Origin of the sequence: Bradyrhizobium sp. CCBAU 11386 (assembly GCF_028128955.1) — a bacterium.
Lineage (GTDB): Bacteria > Pseudomonadota > Alphaproteobacteria > Rhizobiales > Xanthobacteraceae > Bradyrhizobium.
In genome coordinates, this window is record NZ_LBKA01000251.1 from 45,494 (window position 1) to 58,771 (window position 13,278).

The 13,278-nt window shown below is 64.5% G+C and carries 9 protein-coding genes and 1 pseudogene; 8 read left to right on the plus strand and 2 right to left on the minus strand.

The genetic code is table 11. From position 1 onward, the window contains the following. Window positions 1–65 precede the first annotated feature (65 nt). From XI09_RS33210 to XI09_RS33235, 6 genes are all read left to right on the plus strand, one after another. Window positions 66–1,010, plus strand: a complete 945-nt coding sequence (locus XI09_RS33210; RefSeq protein ID WP_271570623.1) for an ABC transporter substrate-binding protein — start codon at window positions 66–68, stop codon at window positions 1,008–1,010. A gap of 70 nt (window positions 1,011–1,080) precedes the next feature. Beyond that, complete coding sequence (locus XI09_RS33215; RefSeq protein WP_271570704.1) at window positions 1,081–1,854, plus strand: ABC transporter permease; 774 nt, start codon at window positions 1,081–1,083, stop codon at window positions 1,852–1,854. Then, entirely contained in the window at window positions 1,851–2,636 is a 786-nt protein-coding gene (locus XI09_RS33220; RefSeq protein ID WP_271570624.1) for an ABC transporter ATP-binding protein, read from the plus strand. The genes XI09_RS33215 and XI09_RS33220 overlap by 4 nt, the downstream gene beginning before the upstream one ends. Further along, window positions 2,629–3,861 (plus strand): Zn-dependent hydrolase, encoded by a 1,233-nt coding sequence (locus XI09_RS33225; protein WP_271570625.1) that lies wholly within the window; start codon window positions 2,629–2,631, stop codon window positions 3,859–3,861. The genes XI09_RS33220 and XI09_RS33225 overlap by 8 nt, the downstream gene beginning before the upstream one ends. An 18-nt stretch (window positions 3,862–3,879) precedes the next feature. Then, window positions 3,880–4,593 (plus strand): phosphoribosyltransferase, encoded by a 714-nt coding sequence (locus tag XI09_RS33230; RefSeq protein ID WP_271570705.1) that lies wholly within the window; start codon window positions 3,880–3,882, stop codon window positions 4,591–4,593. Window positions 4,594–4,739: 146 nt separating this feature from the next. Then, complete coding sequence (locus tag XI09_RS33235; protein ID WP_271570626.1) at window positions 4,740–5,666, plus strand: catalase family peroxidase; 927 nt, start codon at window positions 4,740–4,742, stop codon at window positions 5,664–5,666. Window positions 5,667–5,685: 19 nt separating this feature from the next. Here the strand turns inward: XI09_RS33235 and XI09_RS33240 are convergent, their stop codons facing one another. Together XI09_RS33240 and bamA are read right to left on the minus strand one after the other, a co-directional pair. After that, on the minus strand, window positions 5,686–6,618 hold the full coding sequence (locus XI09_RS33240; RefSeq protein WP_271570627.1) for a helix-turn-helix domain-containing protein: 933 nt from the start codon (window positions 6,616–6,618) through the stop codon (window positions 5,686–5,688). Between the two features lie 258 nt (window positions 6,619–6,876). Beyond that, window positions 6,877–9,388 (minus strand): annotated as a pseudogene (bamA, locus tag XI09_RS33245) (outer membrane protein assembly factor BamA). Between the two features lie 297 nt (window positions 9,389–9,685). On the opposite strand from bamA, the gene XI09_RS33250 reads away from it, so the two are divergent. Together XI09_RS33250 and XI09_RS33255 are read left to right on the plus strand one after the other, a co-directional pair. Then, window positions 9,686–10,069, plus strand: coding sequence for a hypothetical protein (locus tag XI09_RS33250; RefSeq protein WP_271570706.1), 384 nt, complete (start codon window positions 9,686–9,688; stop codon window positions 10,067–10,069). A 2,042-nt stretch (window positions 10,070–12,111) separates the two neighbouring features. After that, window positions 12,112–13,272 carry an MFS transporter gene (locus tag XI09_RS33255; RefSeq protein ID WP_271570628.1) on the plus strand — a complete coding sequence of 387 codons (1,161 nt, stop codon included), beginning with the start codon at window positions 12,112–12,114 and terminating at the stop codon, window positions 13,270–13,272. Window positions 13,273–13,278 lie beyond the last annotated feature (6 nt).

The window sequence follows — 13,278 nt, forward strand, 5'->3', positions numbered from 1 at the left end:
TGCATGGACCGACACGAACAGATCAACAGGACGTCAATCCATCGATCGGCAAGAGGACGACAATCATGCGTAATTCGAAAGTATTTGCGACAATCATTGCCCTTGCGGCTTCCACTCCGGTGCTCGCCGACGACGTCAAGGTCGGCGTCGGCATCTCCGGATGGACCGGCTTCGCACCGCTGACGCTGGCGAAGGAGGCCGGCATCTTCAAGAAGAACGGCCTCGACGTCACGATCAAGAAGATCCCGCAGAAGGACCGCCACCTTGCGATTGCTTCCGGCGACATCCAGTGCGCGGCGACCACGGTCGAGACCTGGATCTCCTGGAACGCCAACGGCGTCCCCACCAAGCAGATCTTCCAGCTCGACAAGAGCTATGGCGCCGACGGCATGGCCGTGCGCAACGACATCGCCGCGATCAAGGATCTGAAGGGCAAGACCGTTGCGGCCTCCGCGCCCGGCACCTCGCCGTATTTCGCGCTGGCCTGGATGCTCAAGAAGAACGGCCTCACCACGAAGGACGTGACCGTGGTGAATCTCGAGCCCGCCGCGGCGGCGCAGGCCTTCGTCTCCGGCCAGAACGACGCCGCGATGACCTATGAGCCGTATCTGTCGACCGTGCGCGCCGCGCCCGACAAGGGCAAGATCATCGCCACCACGCTGGACTATCCGATCGTGATGGACACCTTTGGCTGCACGCCGAAATTCCTGAGCGAGAATCCGAAGGCCGCACAGGCGCTCGCCAACAGCTATTTCGAGGCGCTCGACATGATCGCCAAGGACCAGGCCAAGGCCTATGAGATCATGGGCGCGGACGTGAAGCAGACCGGCGAGCAGTTCGGCAACTCGGCAAAATATCTGCGCTGGCAGGACAAGGCCGCGAACCAGAAGTTCTTCGCCGGTGATTTCCTGACCTTCAACAAGGATGCCGCCGAGCTCCTGCTCGAGATCGGCATCATCAAGGCCGCGCCGAAGGTCGAGGACCTCTACGACGCCAGCTTCATCAAGTAACTTCTGCAAGCTGCCGGTTCCGCCAGGAGGCGGAGCCGGCGCCTGATCGACTATTCGGATAGACAGTTTGATGCGTCCCCTGGATCCCGTGACATCGAGGCAGCGCGTAGCCTATGGCCTCGCGTTCTTCATGCTGTTCGTTGCCCTCTGGTCGTGGGCGACCTTCGGCGGCCATGTGTCGAAGACCTTCCTTGCCAACCCGCTGACCATGGTGCAGGAAGGTTTCGACCTGCTGACGAAGCAAGGCTTCGTGTTCGACATCGGCATGACGATCTGGCGCGTCGTCGGCGGCTTCGCGCTCGCCGCGATCATTGCGGTGCCGTTCGGCGTGCTGATGGGCGCCTATAAGCCGGTCGAGGCCTTTCTCGAACCGTTCGTCTCCTTTGCACGCTACCTGCCCGCCTCCGCCTTCATTCCGCTGTTGATCCTGTGGGCCGGCATCGGCGAGCTGCAAAAGCTGCTCGTCATCTTCATCGGCTCGGTGTTCCAGGTCATCCTGATGGTGGCCGTGACCGTCGGCGCGACGCGGCGGGATCTGGTCGAGGCGGCTTATACGCTCGGGGCCAGCGACCGCGGCATCATCCGCCGTGTGCTGCTGCCCTCCTCCGCGCCCGAGATCGCCGAGATCCTGCGGCTGGTGCTGGGCTGGGCCTGGACCTATGTCATCGTCGCCGAGCTGATCGGCTCGTCCTCCGGCATCGGCCACATGATCACCGACAGCCAGGCGCTGCTCAACACCGGCCAGATCATCTTCGGCATCATCGTGATCGGGCTGATCGGCCTCGTCTCCGACTTCCTGTTCAAGGCGTTCAACGCCTGGCTGTTTCCGTGGAAGCTCGCATGACGACGCTGAAGATTGAACAGGTCTCACGGACCTTCCCCGCGCGCCACGGCAATGCGCCAACGAGAGCGCTCGAGCCGACCGACCTCACCATCGGCAACAACGACTTCGTCACCATCCTCGGCCCGTCCGGCTGCGGCAAGTCCACGCTGCTTCGCATCGTCGCCGGCCTCGACCGCCCGACCGGCGGGCGCGTCACGCTCGACGGGCGCGAGGTGACCGGCCCGGGCGCGGATCGCGGCATGGTGTTCCAGTCCTACACGCTGTTTCCCTGGCTGACCGTGCGCGAGAACATCGCCTTCGGCCTGCGTGAGCGCGGTGTGTCGCAGGACGAGCGGTACAAGATCGCCGACGCCTTCATCCGCCAGGTCGGATTGTCCGGCTTCGAGAACCACTGGCCGAAGCAGCTCTCCGGCGGCATGCAGCAGCGCACGGCAATCGCCCGCGCGCTGGCCAATGATCCCAAGATTCTGCTGCTCGACGAGCCCTTCGGCGCGCTCGACAACCAGACCCGCGCCTTGATGCAGGAAATGCTGCTCGGGATCTGGGAGCGCGACCAGAAGACCGTGCTGTTCGTGACGCACGACATCGAGGAGGCGATCTTTCTCGGCAGCCGCGTCATCGTCATGAGCGCGCGCCCCGGCCGCATCAAGGCCGAGATTGCCATAGACCTGCCGCATCCGCGCTCCTACAAGATCAAGACCACGCCGGAATTCGTCCAGCTCAAGGAACGGCTGGTCGAGGAAATCCGTACCGAGGCGTTGAAGGTTGCCGAACATGCCTGACAATCGTCCTTCCTTCGACGGCGCGCGCGTTCTCGCCGACCTCAATGCGCTCCGCGCCATCGGCGCCTACAAGACCGGCGTGCACAAGCCGACCTTCTCCGAGCCGCACAAGCTTTCACTGGACTGGCTGGTGCAGAAGCTGCCCGATGCGGATCTCTCCGCCGCGATTGACGGCATCGGCAATGTGTTCGGGACGAGCACCAAGCCCGGCCCGAAGCTTCTGGCGGGCTCGCACCTGGAAAGCCAGAACTACGCCGGCTGGCTCGATGGTCCGCTCGGTGTCGTCTACGCGCTCGAGGCCGCGCGGGTGCTCAATGCCGATCCCTCCGTGAAAGGCGCGGTCGAAGTCGCCGCCTGGTGCGACGAGGAAGGGCACTTTGGGCATTTCCTCGGCTCGCGCTCCTATGTCGGGCAAGTGACCGAGGCCGACATCGATGCCGCGCGCGACCGCACCAGCGGCCGCGCCATGCGCGATGCGCTCGCCGACATGGGGCTCGCCGGACGCCCGCGCATCACCGCCGAGCCGGGACGGCACGTCGGATATCTGGAGGCACATATCGAGCAGGGCGACACGCTCGAAAGCGGGCAGCTCGCGGTCGGCGTCGTGACCTCGATCGTCGGCATCTGGCAGTACCAGATCAATTTCGTCGGCGAGCAAAACCACGCCGGCACCACCCGCATGGCTGCACGCAGGGATGCCGGCCTTGCGCTGGCCAAATTCTGCGTCGCGATCGACGAGCGCTTCCCGGCCACGTGCGGTCCGCGCACGGTCTGGACCACGGGCCGCATCACGCTCGACCCGGGCGCGCCAAGCATCATTCCCGGTGGCGCCGAAATGCTGTTCCAGATCCGCGACGACAACCCGGCGGTCATCGCGCGGCTGGAGGAATTGCTGAGGGCCATGGCGGACGAGGTCAACGCGAGCGGCCCCTGTACCGTGACCGTGGAGAAACTGCGGACCGGCGCTCCCGCCATGATGAACTCCGGTTTTCAGGACGCGATCGAGGCTGCGAGCGAGGCCGCCGCCGGCGGACGATCCGTCCGCATGCCCAGCGGCGCCGGCCACGACGCACAGTTGCTCGCGACCGTCATGCCCGCGGGGATGCTGTTCGTGCCGTCGATCGGCGGCATCAGCCATCACTGGACCGAGAACACCGCGGACGCCGACATCGTCACGGGCGCGCAGGTGTTCGTCGACGCCTGCCGGCGAATCCTCGGAGGTTAGGTGTCTGATGCCGGCATCATGACCGCAAGCGAACCCTATACCGAGGCTACGACGGGCTATTGGCAGGATCTGACGCCGGAGATCCCCGCACGTTTCTCGGCGACGCCCCCCTATCGCTTCGGGTATCCCGCCACCCTGCCCTGCGGCCGCATTCTCGTCTTGCCGCTGCGCCGGTTGCCCGATGGCGATCGCGCCGTCGCCTCACTCATTGCCAATCAAGCTTCAAACCTCGTTGTCGCGGCGCTGGCGGACCATATGGCGACGCAGGCGCGCACATTCGATGCCGAAATCGTTGTCGGACTCCCGACCCTTGGTCTTGCCTTCGCATCGCAGGTCGCCGAACGGCTCGGACAGCCGCGCTATGTCCCGCTCGGTTATTCGCGTAAATTCTGGTACGACGACGCGCTGTCCGAGCCCGTGACTTCAATCACCAGCCCCGACGCCGGCAAAAAGCTGCGGCTCGATCCGAACCTGCTGCCCCTGATCGAAGGCCGCCGCGTGGTGCTGATCGACGATGCGATCTCGACCGGGGCGACTGCGCTCGCGGCGGAGCGCCTGTTGCAGAAGGTCGGCGTCGAAATTGCCGGCATCGTCGTCGCGATGAAGCAAACCAATCGCTGGCAGGCCTCGGCCACCGCACTTCCGGTTCGCGCAGTCTTCGGGTGCCCGCTCTTCCAACGTGGCGAGGGCGGCTGGATACCGCTGACGGAGACGCAACCCAGCATTCCCTGATTGGTCAGGCGATTGCGAGCATCGGCCACGTGGGCCAGCGCGGGGCACGTGTCTTGAGCAGGATCGGGCAAAACCCGACCGCTTTGGGAAAGATCGCGGGTCCACATCGCGGCTAGAATCTGGCTCGCACACGCGAGAGATCCGCCATGGCCGAAAGTCCGAACGATGCCGCGACGCCCGCCTCCATCGTCTGGGCACTGAAGGCCGTCGCCGGCAATCCGCCAAAGGTCCGCGCCAGCTTCGCCAAGGGCTGGTGCGTTCGGGGTACCTACACCCCGTCGGATCGCGCGGGGGAGATTACGCGATCGCAGAGCTTCACAAGGCCATCGCGCGTGCTGGCGCGCTTCTCGGTCGGCGGCGGCAATCCCAACGTAGCCGACACCAACAATCTGGTGCTGCGCGGCTTCAGCTTCAAGCTTGGCGATGGCGACCACCGCTCGGATATTCTCGTGGAAAGCGCGCCTGTGCACTTTGCTCGAACGCTCGACCAGATGCTGGCCTTCCTCGAGGCGCGCATCCCGGGACCTGATGGCAAGCCGGACATGGCGAAGGTCAAGGCCTTCTCGGCGGCCAATCCCGAAACGCTCAACCAGGCGAACTACGTCGCCGCGCGTCCGCTGCCCGGAAGCTTTGCCGGCACGACCTATTGGGGCGTGCATTCCTTTCCGGCGACCAATGCGGAGAATGAGACGCGCTTCATCAAGTTCAAGGTCGTCCCGGCCCGCGGCGAGGTCACGCTGACCAAGGACGAAGCCAGGACGAAGCCGGCCGACTTCTTGCACGACGATCTCGGCACGCGGATCGCTGCGGGCAATGTCCGCTTCAACGTGATGGCGCTGCTCGACCGCCCCGGCGACCCCACCATGGACGTGACCGTGCGCTGGCCGGACGAGGATAATCGCGAAGAGGTGCGCCTGGGCACGATCGTAATAACCGGCCTCGAGCCGGACGAGGCCTGCGACGCCTCCATCTTCAATCCGGCCAATCTCGCCGACGGCATCGGTCATCCGCCGGACGAGATCTTTGCGGCGCGGCGGGCCGCCTACACGATCTCACTCGCGAAACGCCGCTGAGGACGGAAGGCGCCCGGCTTCACGTCTCGCGATTCGAAGCGCCGAGCGACTCGCGGCGCCACGCTGCCGGGCTGACGCCGACGATCGAGGAGAACACGCGCGTGAAGTGACTCTGGTTGGCAAACCCGGCCGAGATCGCGATCTCCGACAGCGGCAGGTCGCGGACGCTCATCAACTGCTTGGCGGCCTTCACGCGCTGCTGAAGCAGCCATTGATGCGGCGGCAGGCCGACCGAGATTCGAAACGCGCGTGAGAAATGGCTGACCGAGAGATCGAGCTCGGCCGCGATCCTCTGCAACGAGAGCTTGCCTCCGAGGTCCGACTCGAGCCTCTCGCAGGCGCGTTTCGCCTGCCATGGCGCGAGCCCGCCGCGCGCGAGTTCGGACGTGCGCTGAAGCCCGCCATAGGTTTGGGCGACATGGGCGGTCAACCCGAGCATCATGTGATCGATGAAGAGCTGATTGGCCTCGTCCGGCCTGCGCAGGCCCTCCTGCAGCGACGCGCCGATGTGGCGGATGATTCCGTCGTCATGACCAACACCGATCTGACAATCTAGCTCGTCGACCCGCGGCGCGTTGCACTGTTCGGCGATGCTGTCGAGCGCTGAACGTGGAATGTAGAAGAACAGGGAGTGGAACGGCTTGTCGATCACGTAGCGCGGATCGCGCTTGAGGTCGTACAGATAGGTCGTCCCCGCCCGGACGTCCGCCGTCATAATGCATTTGCCGCGCTCCCAGAGCTCGCAATCCGGGTAGTCGTGGAGCTTCAGGCTGACGAGAAAGGCGTCTTCGGCGGCGAGCGATCCGGACAGGCCAGGCACCGGGTGGTCATTCCGGGTTTCGGTGATCGCAAGCTCGGCGCTGCGCAGCGAGCGGGTGACCAGCGAGGGCGGCGCATCCTTCAAGCGGAGGAACTGCCCGAGCCTCTGTCCGTAGGCGCCTGCCTGTGTCATCGGGTTCCTTCTGCGGACGTCCAAGTGCAGGCCACAGCGCCCCGCAATTTCCGGCACGCATTATCCGACATCCGCCAACGGCTGTCCACGCGCGCACGAGGCAAACAGCAGTCGCTCCGGCACATTCACATCGGCGAAACAGGACGATTTCGCAGCAACTTCAACGTGGTTTCATGTTCCGCCCATCCGGAAGGCCGATCACACATTTTCACAAATGCACGACAAAATGCCGCGACGTCCCGTGCAGGTATCGCATCGCTAGAACGAGGTGCCGCCGCCGAACCTGAACTCCTGGACGTTGTCGTATTTGCCCTTCGTCAGCGGCACGGCATAGTCGAATCGCAGCGGCCCGAACGGCGAAGCCCAGATCAGGCCGACGCCGACTGACGAGCGCACCACGTTGCCATCGTCATATTGCAGCCCGCAGGTCGGGCAGGCCTTGGTGTTGACTTCGCCCGTGGCCGACCATGATGTCGGTCCCTGGTATCCCCAGAGCGAACCGGCGTCGGCGTAGACCGCGCCCTTCAGGCCGACCTCCTTGGGCAGGAACCAGAACGGCATCTGCAACTCCAGGGACGCGCCCCAGTATTTCGTGCCGCCAAGCGCATCGCCGCTGGAGCCGTAGTTGAGGTAGGTGATGTCGCGGGGACCGATGCCGTTGGAGGCGAAGCCGCGCACGAGGTTCGGGCCCATCTGGAAATGATCCAGCATGCGCAGATCCTGGTCGCCGATCTTGCTGAGGATACCGCCCTGGAGGTGGATCACGCTGACGATCTCGGAGACGAGCGGCGTGTAGTACTTGGTGTCCACCGCGGTCTTCAGATAGGTCACGTCGCCGCCGACGCCGGCGAAATCCTGTCGGAAGTCGATCAGCAATCCGTCGGTCGGGTTCTTGGTGTTGTCGAGCGTGTTGTAGGTCAGCGTGTAGCCAAGCGACGACGTCCAGGTCCGACCGTTTGCCAGTTCCTTCCGGACCGGCAGGCTCGACTCGCCGTCGCCGTAGCAGCCGTAGCCATAAACGCCCGAATCCGTGGAATTGGTCGGATCCACGCCGCCGAGGACGTTCTTGACGTAGGCCGGTGTCGGGTTGTACGCCAGCGACGTGTTGGCCGCGTTGTTGTTACAGTTGTTATAGGCGCTGGCGAGCGTGATGCTCTGCTGATAGAGCGAGTAGCGCAGCTGGAGCGAGAGATCCTCGCGCAGCGCAAAGCCCAGGCGCGGCGAGAATCCCAGCGTCGTCACGCCGTAGCTGGTGTAGCTGTTCGACAATTGCTGGCGCCAGGTGACGTCCATTCCCAGCGCAAGACGGTAATCGAGCAGATAGGGCTCGACGAACGACAGCGATATGCCGCGCGAATACTGGCCGTAGCTGACGGACGCCTTGGCGTAGAGCCCCTTGCCAAGCAGGTTGCGCTCGGCGATCGAGACTTCGGCCAATGCGCCGTCGCTCGTGGAGTAGCCGCCCGAGATCGAGAAGTCGCCGGTCGATTTCTCTTCCATATCGACGACCAGAATGACGCGGTCACTGGAGGAGCCCGGCTCGGTCACGATCTTGACGCTCTTGAAGTAGTCGAGGTTCTTCAACCGCCGCTCAGCGCGGTCGACCAGCGCGCGGTTGTAGGCGTCGCCCTCGGAGAGGTCGAATTCGCGCCGGATCACGTAGTCACGCGTGCGGGTGTTGCCGCGCAGGTTGATGCGCTCGATATAAGTGCGCGGGCCTTCGTCGATGTTGAACACGACGGACACCGTATGCGCCTCGAAATTGCGGTCGCCGCTCGGCCGCACCACGGCGAACGAATAGCCGGCGCGATGCTTCGATCTGCATCTCTTCGGTCGACTTCTCGACCGATTCGACGTTGTAGAGCGAGCCGGCGCCGACGCGCGAATAGACGCGCAGCGAGTTCGCGTCGAAATTGGGGATGCTGGAACGGAAGTCCACCGATCCGACGCGATATTGCTGGCCTTCGTCGATCTTGAAGGTGACGAGAAAGCCCTTCTTCTCCGGATCGTATTCGGTGAGCGCGGCCACGACCTGGACGTCGGCGAAGCCATTCTTGAGATAGAAGCGGCGGATCAGGTCGCGGTCGGCTTCGACGCGATCGGGATCGTAGATGTCGTTGTTGCCGAGGAAGCTGAGCAGATTGCTCTCATGCGTCTTGATCACGTCGCGCAGGCGCGCAGCCGAATAGGCGCTGTTGCCGATGAACTCGACCGATTTGACTGCGGTCTTGGCACCTTCCTCGACCGTGAAGATGAGGTCGACGCGGTTGTTCGGCTGCTCGATGATCTCGGGCGTGACGCGCACGTCGTAGCGGCCCGAGCGCCGATAGATTTCGGCGATGCGCAGCGTGTCTGACTGCACCAGCGCGCGCGAGAACGTCCCGCGCGGCTTGGACTGGATTTCGGCCGAGAGCTGCTCGTCCTTGATCTTCTTGTTGCCCTCGAAGGCGACGCGGCCGATCACGGCATTTTCCACCACCGACACCACGATGCGGCCGCCCGCCTGGCTGATCTTCACATCCTGAAACAGACCCGTGCCAATCAGCGCCTTGAGTCCGTCGTCGATGGCGGGCTGATCGAGGCGCCCGCCGGGGCCGGGCCTGAAGTAGGAGCGGACCGTCTCGGCCTCGACGCGGCGATTGCCCTCGACGACGATCGTCTCCACCGCCTGCGCGGCCGCCGGCTGCGGCAGCAGCGCAAAGGGAAACGAACTCGCAATCGACACGCCACTCATCACCGCCGCGATCAGCCAGGCTCGCAAAACCGACATTCCACACCTCAAGAGCACATGACCTGCTCTGAAACGGGAAAGCTGTGGCCGCGGTGTGGCCCTGAAGTTGCTGGATATTTCCGCGCATTGAATTTGATGAGGCCGATCAGTCGCACCGGCACGCGCCAGCGTGACAACCGTGACGATCGGAAGGCTCAAGCCAAATGCACTTGATCCGGCATGGCGGCTCTCGTGCGCGCGCCCGCCCGGGCGGGCGCCCAGCAACATCGCGCAAAAAGTGAATTGTTTACACGCTGCAAGGCCGATGCGAGAGGCGTCGGCATCAGGAAAAGCCGTATGGAATATTTGCCGATGAATGCGATCGTCATGACCAGACTGACGCTGGTTGCCGTCCTCGTCTCGACCGTCCCCGCTCACGCCGCCACCGCCGGCAAGCGCGATCGACAACCGACGACGCAAAACACCGTCTACGAGTACGGTCCGCGCGGCCCCAACCGGTCTTACCAGTCCGGTTCGCATACGCGCATCTATGTCAGCAAGCGGTCCTGGCTCGATGGAGGCACCGAGGTGCTTCCCGGCGAGCGCAAGTTCAGCGACTACGCTTTTCCACCCGGCACGTCGTTCGCCCGCGGGAACAACAACCGGCCGCTCGATCGCCAGCCTCTGAGCCCCGACTCGGATCTCGGCGGATTTGCGCAGCGAATCCCGATTTCCTGGTAACTCGCCTTCGGCAATCTCGGCGGTTTCCTCGACGAGCGAGGCGACCGGCAATGTCGTGTCGCATGCGGCAATGCTCCGCCGACGCAAGGCCGCGATCGCACGCAAAGCGGAGACGACGCCCGCGTGCGCGCATCTGCCGCATGCGACATGCGAGCGACTCAAGTTTTTCAAACGCATCTCGAACCGTTCCAAACTCGCTCACCGCACGTTCAACGGGATTCGCCTCACATCGTCATTGCCCACTCTCGTGTCCCGGACAGCTGCAACGCGCATAGCGCGTCGAAGACGCGCGTAAACGCGCTTATGGCGTTGCGGCGCGGAGCCGGGACCCAGAAGCCACAGATAGCCTCTCGGAGACATGGGCCCCGGCTCTGCAGCGCACCGCTGAAGGGCGCTGCGCTGCGTCCGGGGCACGCATCGAATATTGAGGCGCACGCTCCCTCCACCTCGTCATTGCAATGACGACACTATTGGCTCCGTCATCCTGAGGTGCGAGGCTTGCGATGCGAAGCATCGCAAGCGGAGCCTCGAAGGATGCGCGGCCCCGATGCAGCCGGGCCGTCGCCCTTCGAGGCTCGCTCCACGGCGCGATGCGCCGCGGAACGCGTACCTCCAGCGACAACGGCTTCGCCGTTGCGCGGGGGTGACGGTCATAGTGTGCTGCTCGCTGTCTCCACATCGTCATTGCGAGCGCAGCGAAGCAATCCAGAATCTCTCCGCGGAAAGACTCTGGATTGCTTCGCTGCGCTCGCAATGACGGAGCAAGGGGGATCGTCGTCACTCACTCTCGTGTCCCGGACAAGCTGCAACGCGCATAGTGCGTCGAAGACGCGCGTAAACGCGCTTATGGCGTTGCCGCGCTGAGCCGGGACCCAGAAGCCAGAGATAGCGCTCTCGGAGACATGGGCCCCGGCTCTGCAGCGCACCGCTGAAGGGCGCTGCGCTGCGTCCGGGGCACGCATCGAATATTGAGGCGCACGCTCCCTCCACCTCGTCATTGCGAGCGTAGCGAAGCAATCCAGACTGTAACCGCCGAGGGATTCTGGATTGCTTCGCTACGCTCGCAATGACGGAGTATGAGGCATCGGCTTCTTCTCCAAGTACCACTGTCATTCCCGCGCAGGCGGGGAATCCAGTATGCCGCGGCCTCTCGGCTCAATCACAGCAGTCTCTGGGATACTGGATCGCCCGGTCGAGCCGGGCGATGACGGCGAGTGTGTGGTTACAGACACGCCTTCCCGTCCTCGCGGCGCAATTCGCCCGAGCTTTGCTTCGTCTCTCCACCCTCTTGTCCAAGAGGGCGCAGGGAAGGCCGGGTGCTGACCTAGCACCCGCGGTCTGCTGCGCGAAAAGCACACGCAGGAAGAACCGCACAGCAGCATACAGGTGTAGCCAATCACTCGGCCTTCCCTGCGCAGTGGTTGGACGGCTTATGCCGTGCTCTCCCGGGAGCCGAGTTCCTGCTGGCCTCCCTCGCCTTCGCGGAATTCACCGACGCCGCGCCGGTTGACGCGACTGCCGCATCCGCAAGAGCTTGACCGTAGCAACGACGGCCAGGACCACACGGTTTTGCCGTACGCACGGCCCGCCATTTCGCCGCAGTTTTCCCGGCCCTGTCGACGGAGCCGGAAACTTGCTGGCGAGACGAACCTGACAGCGCCGCTCGTCGGTACGTGGCCTCGGGCTCACGGAGAGCAATCCGCCCTGCCTTAACCTCTCGTACCCGACGCTGCCGCGTCCACCGCAAGCCCGGCTCGCGAAAAATGACGACCACATGATCGCCCCTCAAGGATGAGCCGGGATGGGTAACACATACGACAAATCCGAATTTCGGTAAAGTAGAATATTTTTATGAAAAGGGATTGACGGGGCGGCGAGACAGGGCCGGTGTTTTGCCCGACGGGCGAGCCCAGGGGCCTGCGCCTCCACTTGCAGCGTTCGGGGACCTGCTGCAACAAATCGTGCACATCAGGACATAAAGTCGCGGCAATCGTCGGGCCTGTCGATTGCGCCCTCCTTGCCCCCTGCTTTCCGGAGTTCTCATGACTTCTGCCGACCGGCCGGCGACACGGCTTGCGACGCGACTTGCCTTTCTCGTCGCGGGCTTCGGCATCGCGTGCTGGGCGCCGCTGGTGCCGTTTGCGAAGGCACGGCTCGGCGTCGACGACGGCGTTCTCGGCCTGCTGCTGCTCAGCCTCGGCATCGGCTCGGTCGTCGCCATGCTTCTGACCGGAATCATGAGCGCGCGCTATGGCAGCAGGCCGATCATCATCGCCGGCGGGCTCGGTCTCGCCCTGGTCCTGCCTCTGCTGGCCATCGCGAGCTCGCCGGCAGCGCTGGCGCTGGCACTTTTCGGCTTCGGCGCCGCGCTCGGCTCCATCGACGTCGCCATGAACATCCACGCGGTGGAGGTGGAGCGCGCAGCGAGACGTCCGCTGATGTCCGGCTTCCATGCGCTGTTCAGCATCGGCGGCTTCGCCGGATCCGCGCTGATGACCGCGCTGCTCTCCTTGCAGCTCGGCGCCCTCGCCTGCACGCTGATCTGCTCCGTCCTGATGCTGATTGCGATGCTGATCACCTGGCCGCGCCTGCTCCGCTCCGTGCAGGTACAGGACGGACCGCTGTTCGTGCTGCCGCACGGCTCCGTGCTTCTGCTCGCGCTGCTCGGCGCCATCACGTTCCTGGTCGAGGGCGCGATGCTCGATTGGGGCGCACTTCTCGTCATTGACGCTGGCCTCGTCTCCGAGGCGCAAGGCGGGATCGGCTATATCGTGTTCTCGATCGCGATGACGATGGGGCGGCTCGGCGGCGACGCCGTGGTTGCGCGCATCGGGGATCGCACGACGCTGTTCTGGGGAAGCATCATCGCGGTCGCGGGCTTCGCGGTGCTGCTCACCGCTCCGGTTGCGGCGGTCGCCATAGCCGGCTTCCTGCTCATCGGCCTCGGCGCCTCGAACCTCGTGCCTGTGCTGTTCCGCCGGGCAGCCCGGCAGACGGTGATGCCCACGGGGCTCGCCGTCGCGGCGATCACGACCGCAGGCTACGCCGGCATCCTCGTTGGTCCCGCCGGCGTCGGCTTCGTCGCACGTATCGGCGGATTGCCGACGGCGTTCTGGCTCCTGGCTGTGCTGATGGGCCTCGTCACGCTGTCGGCGCGCATCGTCACGACGAAGCAGCGCGAGGTATCACCAGTCGACGCGTGAGCGGCC